Here is a 21,922-nt window from a genome sequence, read left to right as displayed (position 1 = left end):
CAAAAAGAAATGGCTTTAATTCAGCCAAACGCACTTCATTAATGTGGTTAAATTTCAATAAGTTAAACAAATAACAGCGGCAAAGCCATAGATGATGATGTCCATTGAGACCGCTTTTGATAGCTCTGTTATCGCAAAAACGACATTGCATTGCTGATTTAACAGTGACATTATCAGTCAAATTGAATCATATTTTGATTACTTGTGAGAAAGAGGGAGTCTGACAATGAGTAAAGTGAATGCCATTACCCGCGAATCGTGGATCCTGAGCACCTTTCCAGAATGGGGAAGCTGGCTGAATGAAGAGATCGAGCAGGAGAAAGTCGCACCGGGCACATTCGCGATGTGGTGGCTGGGCTGTACGGGAATCTGGCTGAAATCTCAGGGCGGCACCAATATTTGCGTCGATTTCTGGTGCGGCACCGGCAAGCAAAGCCATAGCAACCCGCTGATGAAAAAAGGGCATCAGATGCAGCGTATGGCAGGGGTCGAGAAATTACAGCCAAACCTGCGGACTACGCCGTTTGTTCTCGATCCCTTTGCGATTCGTCAGATCGATGCCGTGCTGGCCACCCACGATCACAACGATCATATCGATGTGAATGTCGCTGCGGCGGTTATGCAAAACTGTGCGCAAGATGTGCCGTTTATCGGCCCGCAAACCTGCGTGGATATCTGGATCGGCTGGGGCGTGCCGGAAGCGCGTTGCATCGTGGTCAAACCGGGCGATGTGGTAAAGATCAAAGACATTGAAATCCATGCCCTCGATGCGTTTGACCGTACGGCACTCATTACTCTGCCTGCCGATCAGAAGGCGGCTGGCGTATTACCAGACGGCATGGACCAGCGTGCGGTGAACTATCTGTTCAAAACCCCGGGCGGCACGCTTTACCACAGCGGTGACTCCCACTACTCAAACTACTATGCCAAACATGGTAACGAGCACCATATCGACGTTGCGCTGGGGTCGTATGGTGAGAACCCACGCGGTATCACCGATAAGATGACCAGTGCCGATATTCTGCGCATGGCTGAGGCGCTGAATACCCAGGTAGTGATCCCGTTCCATCATGATATCTGGTCAAACTTCCAGGCCGATCCGCAGGAGATCCGCGTGCTGTGGGAGATGAAAAAAGATCGGCTGAAATATGGCTTTAAGCCGTTCATCTGGCAGGTTGGCGGCAAATTTATCTGGCCGCTGGATAAGGATAATTTTGAGTATCACTACCCGCGTGGCTTTGATGATTGCTTTACGATTGAGCCCGATCTGCCATTCAAATCATTCCTGTAAGTGGCTTCTCACCGCCAGGCACAGCGCCTGGCGGTTCCCACTTTTGCTTAGTAATTTCAGGCTATTTCAAATATCATCTTTTAAAATCAATTTATTTCGGAATAGCTCATGACAGAAGCACAACGTCATCAAATTTTACTGGAACTCCTGGCGCAAACGGGCTTTGTCACTGTTGAACAGGTGATTGCCCGATTAGGCGTTTCTCCCGCCACGGCGCGCCGGGATATCAACAAACTTGATGAAAGCGGTAAGCTGAAAAAAGTCCGTAACGGTGCCGAGGGCATCAGCCAGCAGCGCCCACGCTGGTCGCCGATGAATATTCATCAGGCGCAGAATCATGATGAGAAAGTGCGTATTGCCAGAGCCGCCTCCCAGCTGGTCAATCCAGGCGAAAGCGTGGTGATTAACTGCGGTTCAACCGCCTTTCTGCTGGGCCGTGAGATATGCGGCAAACCGGTGCAAATCATCACCAACTACCTGCCGTTGGCCAACTATCTGATCGATCAGGAACATGAAAGCGTGGTGATCATGGGCGGGCAGTACAACAAGAGCCAGTCCATCACCTTAAGCCCGCAGGATAGCGAAAACACCTTGTATGCCGGGCACTGGATGTTTACCAGCGGCAAAGGGCTTACCGCCGAAGGGCTGTATAAAACCGACATGCTGACGGCGATGGCAGAGCAGAAAATGCTGAACGTGGTCGGCAAGCTGGTGGTGCTGGTCGACAGCAGCAAGGTCGGTGAGCGCGCAGGCATGCTGTTCAGCCGTGCCGGGCAGATAGACCTGGTGATCACCGGTAAAAATGCTGACCCACAGATCCTCCAGAAACTGGAAGATCAGGGCGTTAAAATCCTGCGCGTTTAAAGGTGCTGGCGGAAAAACGTCACCGTGGCGTCGAGCGCGGTCGGCGTAATGCGGTGTTTTACTCCCGCCTCCCACAGACAGGTCAGGTTTTTATCCAGCCCCTCCTGCTGCAACGCCTGCTGCAGACGGAACGTCTCTCCGGCAGGCACCACATCATCCTCCTCACCATGCCACAGCAGCAGCGGACGGTCGGCCAGACGCGGTAGCGCGGTTGTAACTTCCCAGTCGGCAAGCGGAGAGACCATCGCCGTAAATGCCTCGGGTTGCTGCGGCGGAAACAGCGTGCGGGCCAGCGAGGTAAAGTAGCCTGACCCCATCAGGCTTGCTACACATTTGACCTCCGGATGACGCGCCATAATGCCCAGCGCGGTCATGCCCCCCATCGAGGCTCCGGCCACCGCAAGCCGTTCATCGGCCACCAGACCTGCCTGATACAGCGCATCCCGCAGGGCGGTAAACTCGGTGAGGTTGCCGTGCAGGATCGGCCAGAACTGACCCAGACGAGCCTGTTCATCCCCCGTAAAACGCGCCCCGTGGTCGGGTGCATCCGGCATCACCACCCGGAAACCTGCCTGCGCCAGCGCCACCGCAAAATAGCTGTAAACCAGTTTTGATGAAGTAAAACCATGATAAAAAATAACAACCGGCAAGGGATCAGACATATTTCCCGCCGGAGCGGCATGTACAATCTCATGGTCGCCAAGCTGCCGTACTTCAATTTCAATCATTATTGGGCCTCATACTTTTGGGTGAATCATAATGTTGAGAACTGGCTTACGCTTTCACACAATTTTCATTCGAAAATTACGCCACAGATAACAATTTGGGAACATTCCCCCAATGTCAAATCAACAGAGATCTACACTATGGCTATCAGGAAACGAGACAGGATTATGCGAAGGGTTGCTGCTTTAACGCTGATGTTGCTGTTGGCCGGATGTAGCGCGTTGCAAGGTACGCCACAGCCCGCCCCACCGGTTGCCGATCACCCCCAGGAAATACGTCGTAATCAGACGGAAGGATTACAGCGAATGGGTACCGTGACCGCACTTGAGCGCGGCTCTCCCGATGATGTGGAAGATGCCATTAAAGCAAAAGCCGTCGCCGCGAAAGCAGATTATTACGTCATTGTCCTTATCGATGAAACCATCGTAACAGGACAATGGTATTCGCAGGCCATTTTATACCGTAAATAACGCGCGGTATTTAAACGACATTTACACTGCTTTGCGTCCATAGACGTTTTCCTGTCCACAATAAACTCCATGCCTGTGACAATGGAAGTGGGTTTATTAGCGAAGGATTGCCCGGCGGATACCGGGGACACGTAAAATGGAGCTGACGATGAAACGATCTCTTGCTTTGACCTCACTGTTACTCTCAGCCGGTCTGGTGAGTACGGCTGCACAGTCAGCTGAATTTGCCAGCGCTGACTGTGTTACGGGTTTAAATGAAATTGGATTGATCTCCGTGAGTGATATCTCAGGGAGCCCGCAGGATGTAGAGCGCATGATTGCGTTAAAAGCTGATGAACAGGGCGCCTCATGGTATCGCATCATTAAAATGCAGGAAGATAGCCATGTGGATCGCTGGCGGGCACAAGCCATTCTTTATGTCTGAAAATTACGGTTAAAAAGCCACTAAAAAAGAGTGGCTTTTTAATATTTACAATTCTATTATCCTTGCCGTTACCACTCCGAGACATTCTAGTAACATTTTGTTACATAAACTGAATAAATGTTATCCCCGCTCTGCCGTTGAAAAGCGATACCTTTTTAACAATGAGCAATTTATGATCAATTTTTTCCGCCGTGCAGGTCTGGGCACAAAGCTTTCGCTGCTTACCGGCTTGAGTGTCGCTACACTCTTTCTGCTTTTCACTTTTCTTCTGAGCTACAACACCAGCCAAAAACTTGAATCGCTGGCTATAGAAGATCTGCACAACCAGTCCACCGGCGTGGTGGATATGGTCCAGATGTTCAATACCAGCCTCACCGAAGAGGTTGAAAGTTACACCCGCCTGTTCACCACATTTTTACCGCAGCCGCTGAACGTGGACGCAAGCCAGACCCGCACCATTAATGGTCAGAACGTCCCGCTGCTGAAAGGTGGCGATACGGAACTTCATGAGAACAACACCACGCCCGATGATTTTCTGAATCGCACCGGCGCTATCTCGACGCTGTTTGTCCGTAGCGGCGACGACTTTGTCCGCGTGGCCACCTCACTGCGTAAAGAGAACGGCGATCGGGCCATAGGTACGGTACTGGACCCTGCCAGCCCGGCATGGGCGATGGTCACCAAAGGTGAGGTGTATCGCGGTCTCGCCCTGCTGTTCGGCAAACGCTATATCACCCAGTATCAGCCGGTCAAAGATGCGGGCGGACAGGTGATCGCCATCATCTTCGTCGGCGTCGACATTACCCACTCCTGGAACGTCATGCGCGAGAAGATCCTCAGTCGCCGTCTGGGTGAGAGCGGTCATTTCTTTGTGCTGGACCGCAGCAACGGCAAAAATCACGGCCAGTACCTGTTCCATAACGCAGAAGAGGGGCAACTGCCGAAATGGGATAACACCGTTCAGCAACAGCTGCTGGGAGAACAATCCGGCACCCTGGAGCGCCAGAGCACCGATGGCCGCACGCTGATTATGGCCTGGACGCCGCTTCCGGGCTGGAACTGGACCATAGTGGGTGAGGTAGATAAAACCGTGCTGCTGGCCGATGTGACCAGCCTGCGCGATCGCTTCCTGCTGGCTGGCGTGGCGCTCTCCGCCCTCTTTGCCATGCTGTTTGTGTTTATCATCCGCCGCTGGCTTTCACGCCCGCTACGCGATGTGATTGGTCTTGCAGAGCAGTATGCCGCAGGCGATCTGCGTGCCACGCTTCCTGCCACCCGTCAGGATGAGGTTGGCAAGCTGATCAATGCCATTAACGGCATTGGCGGCGGGCTGCAGAAAATTGTAATGCAGGTGCGTGAAGCCGCCGGGGATATCCATCTGGGGACTAACGCCCTGGCGGCAGATACCGGCGAGATTTCAGAGCAGATCAACAAGCAGGCCAGCAGCGTGGAAGAGACCTCCGCCAGCATGGAGCAGCTGGCGGCCACTGTGCAGCAGAATGCGGCCAATATGGAGCAGACCCAGCAGCTGGTTGGCGAAACCTCCCGGGCGGTGCATCAGGGTGGGGAGACCGTCAGCAATGCAGTCTCCACCATGGATGATATTCGCGAAGCATCGAAACGTATCGAAGCCATCACCCGGGTGATTGAGAGTATCGCGTTCCAGACCAATATTCTGGCGCTGAATGCCGCCGTAGAAGCCGCCCGGGCAGGTGAGCACGGTAAAGGCTTCGCCGTGGTGGCTCAGGAAGTCCGCGCCCTGGCGGCGCGCAGCGCCAACGCCGTGAAGGAGATTGAACAGCTGATTGGCGATACGCTCAGTAAGGTGAGCGAGGGCCACGCCCTGTCGGAGCAGACCCGTCAGGCGATGGAGAGCATCATCGAGCATATCGACAATATCAAGGCGCTGGTCACAGAGATTAACCATGCCTCTCGCGAACAGTCGGCAGGTATCGGTCAGGTGAATCTGGCGATGACGCATATCGGCGAAGCGTCGCATATCAACGCCGATCGCGTCTCACGCAGTGAACAGACGGCGCAGACTCTGCGGGAGAAAGGGTCACACCTGACCGATCTGGTCAGCCTGTTCCGCCTGTAAGGTTCAGGCCACGCCGCCCGTGGCGCGCAGCAGCAGGTCGTCCTGAACCTGCTCGCTGAGCGGCGATCGTCCACGGGCGTCGAGCATTTCACGGCACCAGGCCTGCGCCAGCGGCGGAGACGCATGGCGCAACATCTGCGCCCCCGCCCCCAGCAGGTAAATCTGCCGGGCGATCTCCCTGCCCTGCGCCTCCTGCGGTTTACGCAGTTTTTGCTGGAGCTGGCGCCAACTGCGATCGAAATGGCGATCCTGGCCTTTAACCTCGGCAAAATCAGCCGCAAGCAGATCGACAACGCCTGGCTGCTTCGCCAGCACCCGCAGCACGTCCAGCCCCATAATGTTGCCGGAGCCTTCCCAGATGCTGTTGACCGGCATCTCGCGGTACAGGCGCGGCAGCTCACTCTCTTCGCAATAGCCGCTCCCCCCGAGAACCTCCATCGCTTCCGCCACAAAGGGGATGCCCGCTTTACAGATCGCCAGCTTCGCGGCTGGGGTAAACAGCCGCGCCCACAGCGCTTCCTGTTCGTTATCGCGACGATCCCAGGCTCGCGCCAGGCGGAACAGGAACGCCGTCTGGCCCTCCAGCTGCAGCGCCATACGACTTAACACATCACGCATCAGCGGCTGATCGATCAGGTTTTTGCCAAAGGTCTGCCGCTGGTGGGCATGATACAAGGCCACAGACAACGCCCGACGCATCAGGCCGTGGCTGCCAAGGGCGCAGTCGAACCGGGTGAGACCGCCCATCTTCAGGATCTGGCGCACCCCTTCGCCCTCTTCACCCAGCAGCCAGCCTGTGGCGTCGAGAAACTCGGCTTCGCTGCTGGCATTCGAGCGGTTGCCCAGCTTGTCTTTCAGACGCTCCAGATGCACGGCATTGCGCAGGCCGTCGGGCAGAAAACGGGGAACGAAGAAGCACGACAGGCCGCCTTGAGCCTGTGCCAGCACCAGATGTGCATCGCTTTGGGGTACCGAGAAAAACCATTTATGGCCCACCAGCCGGTAGCTGCCGTCGCTGCAGCGTTCTGCCCGGGTGGTGTTGCTCAGGACATCCGATCCCCCCTGCTTTTCCGTCATCCCCATTCCGATTAACAGACCGCGCTTCTGGTTGCCTGGCGCCAGGTGCGAGTCATACCGGTCGCTCAGCAACGGCGCCAGCCAGTCGCGAAATGCACGGGGTAGCGCCTGCTGAAGCAGCGGCGTGGCGGCAAAGGTCATGGTGATGGGACAAAGCGTGCCGGCCTCAACCTGTGCATGCAGGATAAAACGCGCCGCCCGGGCTACGAATGCCCCTTTTCGCGCCTCCTCTTCCCATGCCAGGTTATGTACCCGATTGGCACAGAGCCCCTGCATCAGCAGGTGCCACGCAGGGTGGAAGCGTACATCATCCAGCCGGGTTCCGCTGGCATCATAGCGCAGCAGTTCAGGCGGATTGACGTTGGCCAGGCGGCCAAGCTCCAGGGACTCTGCCGTACCCAGCTGTTGACCGATGCTGGCGAGCAGCTCGGCATCCCAGTCGGCACCTTCACGATTGACCGCTTCACACAAGGCGCGATCGGAAAGAAACAGGTTACTGTTGGTGAGTGGCGCAGGCTGATTAAAAACAGTGTGCGTCTGCCAGTGCATAACGTATCCCTCCTTCTATGGCAATGAAGTAAGTATGGACAGACCGGGCACGTGCTGCACAGAAGCGGGCGCACAATATCGCCACGCTCAAGCGTGAATCTGGTCACACAATGAGCGAATATTAAATTTCTTAGTGGTTGTTATGGTGAATAATTTATTCTCAACGCATGGAGAGAATACGATGCATACTACTCAACGGGCGCCGGATGCCCATAAGCGCGCTTTAATTGCTGGCTCGATTGGTAACTTCATTGAATGGTACGAATTTGCGGTTTACGGTTTTCTGGCCACCGTGATTGCGAAAAATTTCTTTCAGCTCAGCGGTGAAGCGGGGCTGACCAGCCTGATCCTCACCTACGCCTCTTTCGCCATCGCCTTTTTCTTTCGCCCACTGGGCGCCATCGTATTTGGCCGGATTGGCGATCGTATCGGACGCAAACCTACGCTCATTATCGTGCTGGTGATGATGACGCTGGCAACGGCGGCGATCGGCATCGTGCCGGTGTATGCCAGCATCGGCATTGCCGCACCGCTGATTGTCACCGGCCTGCGGATCCTGCAGGGGCTCTTCGCAGGTGGTGAATATGGCGGCGCGGTGTCGCTGATGACCGAGTTCGCCCCGCGCGGTAAACGCGGGCTGTACGGCGCCTGGCAGTCCTTTACCGTTGCGCTGGGGCTGCTGGCTGGCGCGGGTATCGTGGCGCTGCTCTCTACCCTGCTGACGCCAGAGGCCCTGCATGACTGGGGCTGGCGTATCCCATTCTTTATCGCCCTGCCGATGGGGGCAGTGGCCCTGTGGCTGCGGGTAAGCATGGAAGAGACGCCAAGCTTTGTGAAGCAGCAAACCATGCCGGTGGCCGTGAAGGCGCAAACCACCGACACGCTTAAGGCGATAGGGATGGGCATTGGCCGGGTGATGGTGTGGTCTGCCGCCGGATATACCTACCTGGTGATCATGCCCGCCTATCTGCAGTCGGCCCTGCATACCGGCTTTAACCAGGCGCTGCTGATTGCGGTGATCTCCAATATCGGTTTTGCGCTGACCATCATCCCTTCCGGGATCCTCAGCGACCGTATTGGGCGCCGCACGGTAATGGTTATCGCCGCCGCGCTGCTGCTGATCCTTGCCCTGCCGCTGCTAAAAATTTTGCAGGCGGAGTCCAGCACGCTGGCGGTAAAAGCGATTGTGGTACTCATTGCCGGGGGGCTGGTGGGTATGCTGGCAGGGCCGGGGCCGGCCATGCTGTCAGAGATGTTCCCGACGCGGGTGCGCTATACCGGGCTGGGGCTGGCCTATTCGCTGTCGAACGCAGTCTTTTCGGGCTGCGCAGGGTTAATCATTACCGGGCTGATAAAAGAGACGGGGAATCTGGATATTCCGGCCTATTACGTGATGGCTACGGCGGTAGTGAGTATCCTGGCGCTGATGACGCTTAAGAAGGATGACCATTTGCGGTCGCTGGAGGAGTGAGGCCTGCGGCGGGTGGTGCTGTTACCAGGCCTGAATAATCACCGTCTGATGTCCCCCTCTCCGACAGGAAGAGGGAGAAAACACTAAAGGCCTTCTTTGAAGGCCTTACTGTTTATTGCCCACGCTGGCGAACCGCTTCGAACAAGCAGATGCCGGTTGCCACAGAAACGTTCAGGGACGACACGCTGCCTGCCATCGGAATGCTGATCAGCTCGTCGCAGTGTTCGCGCGTCAGACGACGCATGCCTTCACCTTCCGCACCCATCACCAGCGCCAGGCGGCCGGTCATTTTGCTCTGGAACAGGGTATGATCCGCTTCACCTGCGGTGCCAACGATCCAAATGTTCTCTTCCTGCAGCTGACGCATGGTGCGCGCCAGGTTGGTCACGCGGATCAGCGGCACGTTCTCCGCCGCGCCACAGGCCACTTTCTTGGCCGTCGCGTTGAGCTGCGCGGAGCGGTCTTTCGGCACGATCACCGCATGGACGCCCGCCGCATCGGCGCTACGCAGGCAGGCACCGAGGTTGTGCGGATCGGTTACGCCGTCGAGGATCAGGAAGAATGGATTATCCAGCGCAGCAATGAGATCCGGCAGATCGTTCTCCTGATACTGGCGACCCGGCTTCACGCGGGCGATGATCCCCTGGTGCACCGCGCCTTCGCTTTTCTCATCCAGATACTGACGGTTTGCCAGCTGGATCACTACGCCCTGCGCTTCCAGCGCGTGGATCAGCGGCATCAGGCGTTTATCTTCACGCCCTTTCAGAATAAACACTTCCTGAAAACGCTCCGGTGCGCGCTCCAGCAGGGCCTGCACCGCGTGGATGCCGTAAATCATTTCACTCATTGATGGTTCTCATTAATTACTGTTCACCTCTCCCTGTCGGGAGAGGATCAAGGTCAGGGGAGAGTTACTCCGCCACTTTTTTCTTCGCAGCCCGCTTTGCTTTGGTGGCGGCAGCGATTTTCTGGGTTTTAGCCGACGGCTTTTTCGCCGCTCTGGCTTCTTTCTTCGCGGCCTTCGGCTTCTGTTTTTTCTCGCCACGGAACGCACTATCCGGCTCGAAGTTTACTCTCTTACCGGCCTGACGGCGTTTGCCGCTGGTTTTGCCGGCAGCCCCTTTCTTCGCTTTCTCGCGCTCGGTTTTACCCACGTTACGTGGCGCACGTTCGCTGGAGATCAGGCTGAAATCAATCTTACGCTCGTCCATGTTGACGGCTTCAACCTTCACCTCAACCCGATCGCCCAGGCGGTAGGTCTGGCCGCTGGATTCGCCGGTCAGACGTTGCCCCACCTGATCGTAACGGTAGTAGTCATTATCGAGAGATGAAACATGAACCAGACCATCAATAAAGAGTTCATCAAGGCGAACAAAGAAGCCAAAGCCGGTGACGCTGGCAATCACACCTTTAAACACGTTACCAACCTGATCCAACATGAAGTCACACTTCAGCCAGTCAGCAACGTCGCGCGTCGCTTCATCAGCACGGCGTTCGGCCATCGAGCAGTGCTGGCCCAGCTGCAGCATCTCTTCCATGGAGTAATGGTAGCCACCGGTCTCCGTGGTGTTGCCCTTATGTCCCTGTTCCTGTGCCAGCAGATACTTAATGGCACGGTGCAGGGAAAGGTCCGGATAGCGGCGAATCGGCGAGGTGAAATGTGCATAAGACTGCAGCGCCAGACCAAAGTGACCGCGGTTTTCAGGATCGTAAATCGCCTGCTTCATAGAACGCAGCAGCATGGTTTGCAGCATTTCCGCGTCCGGGCGATCGGCGATAGATTCCAGCAGCTCGGCGTAATCGCGCGGCTCCGGCTTGTTGCCGCCCGGCAGCTCAAGGCCCAGTTCCGCCAGCACGGTGCGGAAAGAGGTGATGGCTTCAGTGGTCGGTTTATCGTGGATACGGAACAGCGCAGGCTCTTTGGCTTTCTCAACAAAGCGTGCCGCAGAGATGTTCGCCAGGATCATGCACTCTTCAATCAGCTTGTGAGCATCGTTACGCTGGGTCTGCTCGATACGCTCAATACGACGCTCGGCGTTAAAGATGAACTTCGCCTCTTCACTCTCAAATGAGATCCCGCCGCGCTCTTCACGTGCTTGATCCAGCACCTTATAGAGGTTGTGCAGCTCTTCAATGTGCTTCACCAGAGGAGCGTACTGTTCACGCAGATCCTGGTCACCCTGCAGCATACGCCACACTTTGGCGTAAGTCAGGCGAGCATGTGAACTCATCACCGCTTCATAGAATTTGTAACCGGTTAAACGCCCTTTGCTCGAGATGGTCATTTCACAAACCATGCAAAGACGGTCAACCTGCGGGTTGAGCGAGCACAGGCCGTTAGAGAGCACTTCCGGCAGCATCGGCACAACCTGGGATGGGAAATAGACGGAGGTGCCGCGGTTGCGCGCTTCACCATCCAGCGGGGTACCCGTCCGGACGTAATAGCTCACATCGGCAATCGCCACCCACAGACGCCAGCCGCCACCGCGCTTTTTCTCGCAGTACACGGCGTCATCGAAGTCACGGGCGTCTTCGCCATCAATGGTAACCAGCGGCAGGCTGCGCAGATCCACGCGGCCCGCTTTTGCCGACTCCGGCACCTGCTCTTTCAGACCTTCAACCTGCTCTTCAACCGCTTTTGGCCAGACGTGTGGGATTTCATGGGTGCGCAGCGCCATATCCACGGCCATGCCGGTACCCATGTTATCGCCCAGCACTTCGACAATCTTACCGACAGCCTTGGTACGGCGGGTTGGACGCTGGGTCAGCTCAACCACTACCACAAAGCCCATCCGCGCGCCCATCACCTCTTCAGGCGGGATGAGGATGTCAAAGCTCAGCCGGCTGTCGTCCGGCACCACAAAACCAACACCAGCATCGGTGAAGTAGCGGCCCACAATCTGGCTGGTTTTTGGCACCAGCACGCGCACGACGCGCGCTTCACGACGCCCTTTGCGGTCTGCACCCAGCGGCTGGGCCAGTATCTGGTCGCCGTGAATGCACATCTTCATCTGTTCAGAAGAGAGATACAGGTCGTCCTTGCGGCCTTCGACGCGCAGGAAACCGTAACCGTCACGGTGGCCAATCACCATGCCTTTCAGCAGATCGAGACGTTCTGGCAGGGCATAGCATTGACGGCGGGTAAAGACGAGTTGTCCGTCGCGCTCCATCGCACGCAGACGACGGCGAAGGGCTTCAGTTTGCTCTTCGCCTTCAATGTTTAATTCAACGGCAAGTTCTTCACGATTGGCAGGTTTTTCGCGTTTTGTTAAGTGTTCAATGATGAACTCGCGGCTGGGAATAGGATTCGCGTATTTTTCGGCTTCGCGTTCCTGGAATGGATCTTGTGACATATCGGTTCCTCCGTTGTCATCTCCGGTGGAAATTTTCTTCATTCCACCAGCAATAATTTATACAGCGGTTGATTCTCTTCAACCAAATCGGCCAGCGTGTAGTTATCCAGCTCCATGAGAAAACTTTGCACGGCCTTAGAAAGCGCCTGTTTCAGACGACAGGCAGGCGTAATGTGGCAAAACTCGCTGCTGCAATTCACCAGAGACAGCGGCTCCAGTTCGCGCACCACATCGCCGACACGAATACTCTGTGCCGGTTTACCGAGGCGGATGCCGCCATTTTTCCCGCGGACGGCAGCAACGTATCCGGCACGGCTAAGTTGATTGATTATTTTGACCATATGATTACGGGACACGCCGTACACCTCTGTCACCTCAGAGATACTGGTCATTTTCCCATCGGGCAACGACGCCATGTAGATCAGCGCGCGTAATCCGTAATCGGTGAAACTTGTTAACTGCACATCAACCTCAGGAAAAGGGTAAAACGCGGTATATCCGCAGAGATATTCACTAATGATGATAAACCAGCCAGATAGTCAACGGCGAATTTATTTAAACTGAAGGGATGAAATGAGGAAGTAAAAAGCCGGATGCGTATGGCTTTCCGGCCTGTGACAGGTGTTATAGGCCCGGCAAGCGTAGCGCCGCCGGGCTAAACCATCATTATGCGTCGAACGGGTCGCGCAGGATCATCGTTTCAGAACGGTCCGGACCGGTAGAGATAATATCAATCGGCACGCCGGTCAGTTCTTCAATACGCTGGATGTAATCCAGGGCTGCCTGCGGCAGACCGCTACGCTCTTTCACGCCGAAGGTGGTTTCAGACCAGCCCGGCATGGTTTCGTAGATCGGCTCAATGCCCTGCCAGTCGTCGGCTGCCAGCGGCGTGGTGGTCACTTCGCGGCCATCCGGCATACGGTAGGCAACGCAGATTTTCACCTCTTTCAGGCCATCCAGTACGTCCAGCTTGGTCAGGCAGAAGCCAGACAGAGAGTTGATCTGCACCGCACGGCGCACCGCAACCGCATCCAGCCAGCCGGTACGACGACGACGACCAGTGGTCGCACCAAACTCGTTACCCTGCTTGCACAGGAACTCACCGGTTTCATCAAACAGCTCGGTCGGGAATGGACCAGCACCCACACGCGTGGAGTAAGCTTTGATGATACCCAGAACGTAATCCACATAACGTGGGCCCAGACCAGAGCCGGTTGCCACGCCACCCGCGGTGGTGTTAGAGGAGGTTACGTACGGATAGGTACCATGGTCGATATCCAGCAGAGTACCCTGCGCACCTTCGAACATGACGAAATCGCCACGCTTGCGCGCCTGGTCCAGCAGATCGGACACATCAACAACCATACCGGTCAGGATGTCGGCAATTGCCATGACATCGTCCAGCACTTTCTGGTAGTCAACCGCGTCAACTTTGTAGAAGTTCACCAGCTGGAAGTTGTGATATTCCATCACTTCTTTCAGTTTCTCAGCAAAGGTAGCTTTATCGAACAGGTCACCAACGCGCAGGCCGCGACGGGCAACTTTATCTTCGTAAGCCGGGCCGATACCACGACCGGTAGTGCCGATCGCTTTCGCGCCGCGCGCTTTTTCGCGAGCCAGGTCCAGCGCAACGTGGTAGTCGAGGATCAGCGGGCAAGCTTCGGAGAGCAGCAGGCGTTCACGAACCGGGATACCACGGTCTTCCAGGCCTTTCATCTCTTTCATCAGCGCAGCAGGAGACAGCACAACACCGTTACCGATGATGCTGGTCACATTGTCACGAAGAATACCTGATGGAATAAGATGGAGGACGGTTTTTTCACCGTTGATTACGAGAGTATGGCCTGCGTTATGACCACCCTGATAACGTACAACAAATTTAGCACGTTCAGTCAGAAGATCGACGATCTTCCCTTTACCTTCGTCACCCCATTGGGTGCCCAGTACGACGACGTTGTTACCCATTTTTCAAAATCACCGATTGCTTAAAAATGGATTCTACCATCGGTTTTGATGATGTTCAGCTTTTTTTGTATACAAATTTCGTCGAAATTGATGGCTTCATCAGCAGTTAAACGATTACCTCAATATCTTGTGTGGCGAGACAAATCTCATCACAAGCGGTGTGGTGCAGATGAAAAATGACCATGTTGTAATAGCCACAACGCCTGGTTCATCTTTCATAACACTACAGTATGGCGTTATGCGTTCAGATGATTTGAGAAGATGAGATAAAATTCACAACCCTATGGTATTGCTGACTATTTTAAAGGTTGTCAGGATGGCTTCGCGTCACCAGGAGGTGATGCTAAACAATAAAATTATTAGGATGATTATAATGAAAGAATTGACAGCCTTTGAAATTGAATGTGTCAGTGGTGCTGGCTGGCTGCAGGATGGCCTGACGTCTTTAGGCAGCAAGCTAGGGAGCGCTGCATGGTCAATGGGTAGCGATCTGCTGAGTCTTGATCTGCCGTTGATTGGTACCGTTAATCTTTCAACTATTGCCCCGGATCTGGGAGAAAAGCTGGGGACAAGCATTGGTTCTAACGTGGGTGGACTGATTGAATCTACCCTGGCAGGCCTGCCAGTTATCGGCGGTCTGCTGAATAAACTGCTGGGCAACTGATCGACATGTTTCTGCAGTAAAAAATGGCGCCTCTCTGAGGCGCCATTTTAATATCAGCGATTGGTTACCGGTGATTTCATATAGCGGAAGAAATCGCTATCCGGGCTGAGTACCATCACATCCTGATTGCTCTGGAAGCTGCTTTCATACGCACGCAGGCTACGGATAAAGGCGTAGAAGTCCGGGTCCTGGCTGAACGCATCGGCGAACAGCTTCGCGGCTTCAGCATCGCCTTCACCACGCAGGATACGACCCTGACGTTCAGCTTCTGCCAGCGTCTTGGTCACTTCATAGTCCGCGGTTGCACGCAGCTTTTCAGCCTCTTCCTGCCCCTGCGAGCGGTGGCGACGCGCTACCGCTTCACGCTCGGCGCGCATACGGTTGTAGATCGCTTCAGACACTTCAGTCGGCAGATTGATCTGCTTGATACGCACATCGACGACTTCAATACCCAGCGCAGCCATACTGTTCGGGTTGATTACCGCCACTTTGCCCTTGGTTTCAGCCTGAACGCGCTCAGCGGCTTTGGCAATCGCATCGTCTGCTGCAGGCGTTGTGACTTCATCTTCAGTTCCTGCAGAACCGGAGTTCAGGGCATCGCGCACTTCTGAGGTCAGGCGACCACGAGAGTCGGTTACGATATCCCGTACGTCCAGACGACCGATCTCAGAACGCAGACGGTCAGAGAACTTACGTTTCAGCAGAACTTCTGCCTGGGAGACGTCACCGCCGCCGGTCGCCAGATAGTAGCGGCTGAAATCACTGATACGCCATTTGATGTAAGAGTCGACGATCAGGTCTTTTTTCTCTTTGGTCACGAAACGGTCGGCCTGGTTATCCATGGTCTGGATACGAGCATCGAGCGTTTTCACCGATTCAATTAACGGGATCTTAAAGTGCAGACCCGGTTCATAAACCAGCGGCTTTTCTTCGCTATCACGCAGAACTTTGCCAAAACGCAGGGTAATGCCGCGCTCGCCCTCTTTTACAACAAAAATAGAGGTATAAAGCACAACCAGCACGATGATAATGATCGCAATTACTGACTTACGCATCGTTATTCCCCCTGACGCTGGTAGTCGTTACGCTGCGCGTTGGCGCGGCGTTGGTCCATGATGTCACCCTCGTTGTTTGAGGTGGTGTTCGCGCTGGAGTTGCTACTGGATGATGGCGGCAACCGCAGCAGGTTATTCGCCCCGCTGTTGTCGCTCTTTGCGCCTGCGGCGTTACCGCCTTTCAGCATCTGATCCAGCGGCAGAACCATCAGGTTGCCATTTTTGCTGTCGTTAACCAGCACTTTGCGAGTATGGCTCAGCACTTTCTCCATGGTCTCAATATAGAGACGCTCGCGAGTGATTTCCGGCGCGGCTTTATATTCCGGCAGGATCTTCGCAAAGCGAGCCACCTCACCCTGGGCTTCCAGCACGGTCTGGGTCTTATAGGCTCGCGCCTCTTCCAGAATACGCTGGGCCTGACCGTTCGCACGCGGCTGAACTTCGTTGGTGTAGGCTTCGGCCTCACGGATGTACTGCTGCTCGTTTTCACGGGCGGCAATCGCATCGTCAAAGGACGCTTTTACCTCTTCCGGCGGACGCGCAGCCTGGAAGTTAACGTCCAGCAGGGTGATACCCATGTTGTAAGGACGAATGGTCTCTTCCAGCTCACGCTGAGTATCGCTACGAATAACGGTACGACCTTCGGTCAGAATACGGTCCATGGTGTATTTACCGATTACGCCGCGCAGGGCGCTGTCGGTAGCCTGACGCAGACTGTCATCCGCGCTGGTCACGCTAAACAGATAGTGCTGTGGATCGGTGACGCGGTACTGCACGTTCATTTCCACACGCACGACGTTTTCATCAGAGGTCAGCATCACACCGGATGCTGCCAGTTCACGTACCGATTCAACGTTCACCGCCGTGACGTCATCGATAAAGGTTGGCTTCCAGTTCAGGCCAGGCTCAACCAGATGGCTGAACTTACCAAAACGGGTCACAACGCCGCGCTCTGCTTCTTTGATGGTGTAGAACCCGCTCGCAGCCCAGATAATCACTGCGGCAGCCGCAACAATGCCCACAACGCGACCGCCCATATGAGGACGCGGCCCCTGGCCAGTACCGCCGCCAGTGCCTTTACCACCGCCAAGACCGCCCAGCTTCTTACTCAGCTTGCGGAAGATATCATCCAGATCGGGTGGCCCCTGCTCGCGCCCACCTTTGTTGCCATTTCCCCCGGAGTTGCCGCCTTGATTATTGCTGCTCCCCCACGGGTCGCGGTCTTGTCCGTTATTACCGGGCTGATTCCACGCCATGTATGTGCTCCATATTTGTTATGCGGTGATATACCCTCAAACGCCTGGCATGCCGGAGCATCCGCAGCGGTTCGGGTATCCCAAAGGGCAAAATCCTTCAGGCATCTCCTTTCCGGTCAGACGACATAGTCGACCAGCGCAGGTTCTTGTTTACAGAGGCGACGCCAGTCAACGATTGGCATACGTACCTGCAACCCCACGCTGCCGTCATCCTCCATCCACTCTTTTTCTATCGCCTGAAGCTGATAAAAACGGCTGCGCAGTCGGCCTTCCTCGGGAGGGAGACGCAGCGTGTGCTGAGCCACTTCACCGGAAAGGCGTTCTGTTAAGGCCTGGAAAAGCAGTGGTACACCGACACCGGTCTGAGCAGAAAGCCAGACCCGAATCGGTATGTTCTCTTCATCCCTGTCGATACGCGGCTCGAAGTTGTCCAGCATATCGATCTTGTTCATTACCAGCAGCGTCGGGATCTCGTGGGCCTCAATCTCTTCCAGCACGATATTCACTGCATCAATGTTTTCCTGCACGCGGACATCCGCGGCGTCAATAACGTGCAACAGCAACGTCGCCTGACGGGTCTCCTGCAGGGTGGCTTTAAACGCGGCCACCAGATCGTGCGGCAGATGGCGGATAAACCCTACGGTATCCGCCAGCACGGTTTCACCAACATCCGTCACGTTGATGCGGCGCAGCGTCGGATCCAGGGTCGCAAACAGCTGGTCTGCGGCATATACCTGGGCCTCGGTTATCTGGTTAAACAGGGTGGATTTACCGGCGTTGGTATAACCGACAAGCGACACCGTCGGGATGTCTGCTTTCTGTCGGGAGCGGCGCCCCTGCTCGCGTTGCTTCTCAACTCTTTCCAGTCGGGAGAGAATCTGGGTAATACGGCCACGCAGCAAGCGACGGTCGGTTTCGAGCTGGGTTTCACCCGGGCCACGCAAACCAATCCCGCCCTTTTGTCGTTCAAGGTGTGTCCAGCCACGCACCAGACGCGTCGCCAGATGGCGCAACTGCGCCAGTTCAACCTGCAGTTTCCCTTCATGAGTACGTGCACGTTGAGCAAAAATGTCTAAAATCAAACCCGTCCGATCGATAACACGGCATTCGCACAGACGTTCCAGGTTGCGTTCCTGAGCCGGTGTCAGGGCGTGATCAAATAGCACGACTGATGCACCAGTCGCTTTAACGGCATCCGCAATCTCAACTGCTTTACCTTCACCAACAAAATACTTTGGGTGCGGCGCTTTACGGCTACCGGTAATCACCTGCATTGCTTCGACACCGGCGGAAGAGACCAGAGATTCAAACTCCTGGAGATCTTCCATATCTTTGTCTTGCGAAAAATAGATGTGTACCAGCACCGCCTGCTCACCGGCATCGTAACGGTCAAACAAGCGTAAACCCCTCAAAAAAGATCAGCGGGGAACACAGAAAATCTGGCTCCCCGATATGGAAATAACAGCCAGTAACCTTATTCGGTTTCTTCACTGTCCTGCGCAGGCGCAGAAGAGCCCTGCGCGTTGCTGCCATGATGGTAGTTACTGGAGCCGCCGCCTGCGTTATTGCTGTGATGAGATACCGGGCGAGACGGAACAACAGTAGAAATCGCGTGCTTGTAGACCATCTGGCTGACCGTGTTTTTCAACAGGATCACGAACTGATCAAAAGACTCAATCTGACCTTGCAGCTTAATACCATTCACCAAATAAATAGAAACTGGAACACGTTCACGACGCAGTGCGTTCAAGAACGGATCTTGTAAAGATTGCCCCTTAGCCATTCTATCTTTTCCTTATATGCTTGTTTTGTACTTAGAACCTTGCGATTCTGAAAAATTGCGCACGATACGGCTTAATTGTACACATTCAGTCTGCGATATCACCAACAACCTGTAAGACATCGTTTAACGCCTGTTGCGGTTTTTCACTGTCTAACCAGTGAACACCGTCCCAGCCGCGCAACCAGGTTATCTGGCGTTTCGCCAACTGTCTCGTGGCGCAAATACCTCGATAAACCATTTCATCATGTGAAATTTCACCTTCAATGTATGACCACATCTGGCGATAACCCACACAACGAATGGAAGGCATATCCGTATGCAAATCTCCACGGGCAAATAGCGCCCGCACTTCTGCTTCAAAATCTGAAGCTAACATCTGATGAAAACGCTGCTCAATTCGCTGATGGAGCAGTTCACGGCTCGCCGGGGCGATGGCGAACTGATGCACCTGATACGGCAGAGCCTCTCCTGACGTTTGCGTCAGTTCCGTTAAAGTTTTACCCGAAATGAAAAAAACTTCCAGTGCCCGGGAAAGCCTTTGCGGATCATTTGGATGAATACGTGCTGCTGCAACCGGATCTATCTCTGCCAGTTGTTCATGCAGCGCACCCCATCCCTGCTCTGCCGCCTGTTGCTCAATTTTTGCTCTTACCGCCGGATCTGCCGAAGGTAATGGCGACAGTCCTTCCAGTAAGGCTTTGAAATACAGCATTGTTCCGCCCACCAGCAACGGGATACGTCCTGCTGCTGTGATCTCCGCCATCTGCGTCAGCGCGTCACGACGAAAATCAGCCGCCGAATAAGCCTCCGACGGGTCGAGAATATCCAGCAATCGGTGCGGCGCCGCGCGTAACTCTTCTGCGTTAGGCTTTGCCGTACCAATATCCATCCCCTGATAAATAAGGGCGGAATCAACGCTAATCAACTCTACTGGCAAAACTTTACGTAACTCAATAGCTAACGCGGTTTTACCCGAGGCCGTTGGCCCCATCAAAAATATCGCCTTTGGCAGGCTGGTATTGCTTAAATCACTCATTTTTCAGGGCGGTCTTAGCCGTTTGTAAGTCGACAAGTTGTAATAAACCCCCCGGCGGGGCCTTCACCAGCTGAGGGCAGAGGCGTTCAACCTCCGCCAGTACGGTGATAGCCTGCGCCATACTCCACGTCGGGTGATCGCTGGCCAGCTGGCGGGAAATCCACTGCGCGGTGTTGGCGGCATCAAACGTTGTCTGCTGCGCCAGGTAGCCTATCAGTTCAGGAATCAAGTTTTGTAAATTTTGTTGGCGTAAGGGTAAAGGCACCGCCCTAAGCGTGACATGATGCGCCTCAAGTACCATTTCGATGCCCATTTCAGCCAGCGCAGCCTGATGACGCTGCACAGTCTGCGTCTCCTGCGGCGAGATTTTTATCCGTACCGGGATCAGTAGCGGCTGCGCGCAGGCCTGATGTGGACCAGGCGCCAGCTGCGCCTGCTTTAACCAGCGTTCGGCGACCGGCAGAGATAACAGCGCCAGCTGGCCTTCACGTTCAAGCAGCGCGGCATCAGGAGCGATAATGGTCAGCACCCGGCCAAAACTCTGGTTATGTGCCGTCAGCGCAGGTGCCACAGGTGCGGCCTCATCGGCTTTTTGTGCCGGAGTTGGGGTATCCAATAATGTGCGATACACCGCGCCCGCCTGCTTCTGGTAGCCCGGCTGGGCATGAGGGTAGTTGGCACCCGATGTCCTGGGCGCTGAACCGCCGGATGAGAAACGCGGTGCGGCCGGTTCTCGCGCTACAGCGGGTTCAGCAAACTGGTTTCTGCCCGCCGCCACGCGGTTTTCCGGAATCTGACGCGGAGCTGGTACCTCTTCGTTCAACGGCAGGTCCGGATCGGCCTGCTGCTGTAACACGCTCAGCACGCCCTGGTAAATGAAGTCATGTACCAGCCGCGATTGATGAAAACGCACTTCATGCTTCGCCGGATGGACGTTAACGTCCACCTGATGCGGGTCAATCTCCAGATAGAGCACAAACGCGGGTTGTTCGCCGGCACCAAGGTTATCCTCGCACGCCTGACGGATTGCGTGGTTGATGAGGCGGTCTCGCATCATGCGCCCGTTCACGTAGCAATACTGGATCTCTGCAAAGGCCGCACTGGTTGCTTTCGGATCGGCCACCCAGCCGCGCAGGGTCAGATCGCCATGCTGCCATTCAATGGCCAGCGCCTGCTCCAGGAAGGCGGTGCCGCAAATGGCGCCCAGCCGACGCTCTTTCTGTCCACCCTGCGCGACGGCACGGTACTGACGCATCATCTTGCCGTTGTGGCTCAGGTTGATGGTGACATCAAAGCGCGCCAGGGCGATACGGCGAATGATCTCGTCGATATGGCCAAATTCGGTTTTCTCGGTGCGCATAAACTTGCGCCGCGCGGGGGTGTTATAAAAGAGATCCAGCACTTCCAGCGTGGTGCCCACCGGATGCGCGGCAGGTTTGACCGTCACGTCCATGTCCCGCCCTTCGGCATAAGCCTGCCAGGCTTCCTGCTGCTCAGCCGTGCGGGAGGTGAGCGTTAAGCGAGAGACTGAGCTGATACTGGCCAGCGCTTCGCCGCGAAAACCGAGACTGATAATGGCTTCGAGATCGTCGAGGGAGGCAATTTTGCTGGTCGCGTGACGAGCCAGCGCCAGCGCCAGCTCCTCTTTTTTGATGCCGCAGCCGTTATCACGGATGCGAATGAGCTTCGCACCGCCGCGTTCAATATCAATGTCAATGCGGGTAGCGCCCGCATCGAGACTGTTTTCCACCAGCTCTTTCACCACCGACGCAGGACGTTCTACCACCTCACCGGCGGCGATTTGGTTCGCAAGCTGCGGCGGCAGAACCTGAATCGGCAT

At 55.3% G+C, this 21,922-nt stretch carries 19 protein-coding genes; 7 read left to right on the top strand and 12 right to left on the bottom strand.

All coding sequences use genetic code 11. From position 1 onward, the window contains the following. Positions 1-226 precede the first annotated feature (226 nt). Positions 227-1,291, top strand: coding sequence for an L-ascorbate 6-phosphate lactonase (gene ulaG, locus MXM41_RS11790; RefSeq protein WP_325932110.1), 1,065 nt, complete (start codon positions 227-229; stop codon positions 1,289-1,291). A gap of 108 nt (positions 1,292-1,399) precedes the next feature. After that, positions 1,400-2,155, top strand: a complete 756-nt coding sequence (gene ulaR, locus MXM41_RS11785) for an HTH-type transcriptional regulator UlaR (protein ID WP_325932109.1) — start codon at positions 1,400-1,402, stop codon at positions 2,153-2,155. On the opposite strand, the gene yjfP is transcribed toward ulaR, so the two are convergent. Next, complete coding sequence (yjfP, locus tag MXM41_RS11780) at positions 2,152-2,883, bottom strand: esterase (protein ID WP_325932108.1); 732 nt, start codon at positions 2,881-2,883, stop codon at positions 2,152-2,154. The two genes, ulaR and yjfP, sit on opposite strands and share 4 nt — an antisense overlap. 138 nt (positions 2,884-3,021) lie before the next feature. On the opposite strand from yjfP, the gene bsmA reads away from it, so the two are divergent. The 3 genes from bsmA (at position 3,022) to MXM41_RS11765 (ending at position 5,873) form a co-directional block, all read left to right on the top strand. After that, positions 3,022-3,351 carry a biofilm peroxide resistance protein BsmA gene (bsmA, locus tag MXM41_RS11775; protein WP_325932567.1) on the top strand — a complete coding sequence of 110 codons (330 nt, stop codon included), beginning with the start codon at positions 3,022-3,024 and terminating at the stop codon, positions 3,349-3,351. A 136-nt stretch (positions 3,352-3,487) separates the two neighbouring features. Next, positions 3,488-3,775 carry a DUF1471 family protease activator YjfN gene (gene yjfN, locus MXM41_RS11770; protein ID WP_325932107.1) on the top strand — a complete coding sequence of 96 codons (288 nt, stop codon included), beginning with the start codon at positions 3,488-3,490 and terminating at the stop codon, positions 3,773-3,775. A 172-nt stretch (positions 3,776-3,947) separates the two neighbouring features. Next, on the top strand, positions 3,948-5,873 hold the full coding sequence (locus MXM41_RS11765) for a methyl-accepting chemotaxis protein (protein WP_325932105.1): 1,926 nt from the start codon (positions 3,948-3,950) through the stop codon (positions 5,871-5,873). Positions 5,874-5,876: 3 nt separating this feature from the next. Here MXM41_RS11765 and MXM41_RS11760 read toward each other — a convergent pair whose 3' ends face one another. Then, a complete protein-coding gene (locus tag MXM41_RS11760; RefSeq protein WP_325932103.1) occupies positions 5,877-7,499 on the bottom strand; it encodes an isovaleryl-CoA dehydrogenase in 1,623 nt (540 codons plus the stop codon). Positions 7,500-7,680: 181 nt separating this feature from the next. Between MXM41_RS11760 and MXM41_RS11755 the strand changes: the two genes are divergently transcribed. Next, the gene (locus MXM41_RS11755; protein ID WP_325932102.1) at positions 7,681-8,970 is read left to right on the top strand and encodes an MFS transporter; all 1,290 of its coding nucleotides are present in this window, start codon (positions 7,681-7,683) and stop codon (positions 8,968-8,970) included. Between the two features lie 112 nt (positions 8,971-9,082). On the opposite strand, the gene rlmB is transcribed toward MXM41_RS11755, so the two are convergent. The 4 genes from rlmB to MXM41_RS11735 form a co-directional block, all read right to left on the bottom strand. Beyond that, positions 9,083-9,817, bottom strand: coding sequence for a 23S rRNA (guanosine(2251)-2'-O)-methyltransferase RlmB (gene rlmB / locus MXM41_RS11750; RefSeq protein ID WP_325932101.1), 735 nt, complete (start codon positions 9,815-9,817; stop codon positions 9,083-9,085). Between the two features lie 64 nt (positions 9,818-9,881). Beyond that, on the bottom strand, positions 9,882-12,323 hold the full coding sequence (gene rnr, locus MXM41_RS11745; RefSeq protein WP_325932100.1) for a ribonuclease R: 2,442 nt from the start codon (positions 12,321-12,323) through the stop codon (positions 9,882-9,884). Between the two features lie 38 nt (positions 12,324-12,361). Further along, entirely contained in the window at positions 12,362-12,787 is a 426-nt protein-coding gene (gene nsrR, locus MXM41_RS11740; protein ID WP_010427492.1) for a nitric oxide-sensing transcriptional repressor NsrR, read from the bottom strand. 202 nt (positions 12,788-12,989) lie between these two features. Continuing rightward, entirely contained in the window at positions 12,990-14,288 is a 1,299-nt protein-coding gene (locus MXM41_RS11735) for an adenylosuccinate synthase (RefSeq protein WP_039028486.1), read from the bottom strand. 373 nt (positions 14,289-14,661) lie between these two features. Here MXM41_RS11735 and MXM41_RS11730 point away from each other — a divergent pair, with 373 nt between their 5' ends. After that, entirely contained in the window at positions 14,662-14,952 is a 291-nt protein-coding gene (locus MXM41_RS11730) for a hypothetical protein (RefSeq protein ID WP_325932099.1), read from the top strand. Between the two features lie 53 nt (positions 14,953-15,005). Here the strand turns inward: MXM41_RS11730 and hflC are convergent, their stop codons facing one another. The 6 genes from hflC to mutL all read right to left on the bottom strand — a co-directional run bounded on the left by hflC (position 15,006) and on the right by mutL (position 21,922). After that, complete coding sequence (gene hflC, locus MXM41_RS11725; RefSeq protein ID WP_325932098.1) at positions 15,006-16,007, bottom strand: protease modulator HflC; 1,002 nt, start codon at positions 16,005-16,007, stop codon at positions 15,006-15,008. 2 nt (positions 16,008-16,009) lie between these two features. Further along, a complete protein-coding gene (gene hflK / locus MXM41_RS11720; protein WP_325932097.1) occupies positions 16,010-17,263 on the bottom strand; it encodes an FtsH protease activity modulator HflK in 1,254 nt (417 codons plus the stop codon). A 116-nt stretch (positions 17,264-17,379) separates the two neighbouring features. Continuing rightward, complete coding sequence (gene hflX / locus MXM41_RS11715; RefSeq protein ID WP_325932095.1) at positions 17,380-18,660, bottom strand: ribosome rescue GTPase HflX; 1,281 nt, start codon at positions 18,658-18,660, stop codon at positions 17,380-17,382. A 77-nt stretch (positions 18,661-18,737) separates the two neighbouring features. After that, the gene (gene hfq, locus MXM41_RS11710; RefSeq protein WP_032616179.1) at positions 18,738-19,046 is read right to left on the bottom strand and encodes an RNA chaperone Hfq; all 309 of its coding nucleotides are present in this window, start codon (positions 19,044-19,046) and stop codon (positions 18,738-18,740) included. A gap of 85 nt (positions 19,047-19,131) precedes the next feature. Further along, entirely contained in the window at positions 19,132-20,082 is a 951-nt protein-coding gene (miaA, locus tag MXM41_RS11705) for a tRNA (adenosine(37)-N6)-dimethylallyltransferase MiaA (RefSeq protein ID WP_325932093.1), read from the bottom strand. Next, positions 20,075-21,922 (bottom strand): DNA mismatch repair endonuclease MutL, encoded by a 1,848-nt coding sequence (mutL, locus tag MXM41_RS11700; protein ID WP_325932092.1) that lies wholly within the window; start codon positions 21,920-21,922, stop codon positions 20,075-20,077. The genes miaA and mutL overlap by 8 nt, the downstream gene beginning before the upstream one ends.

Origin of the sequence: Leclercia adecarboxylata, from assembly GCF_035787115.1 — a bacterium.
Lineage (GTDB): Bacteria > Pseudomonadota > Gammaproteobacteria > Enterobacterales > Enterobacteriaceae > Enterobacter > Enterobacter adecarboxylatus_E.
This window is presented reverse-complemented; position numbering and strand designations above follow the sequence as displayed.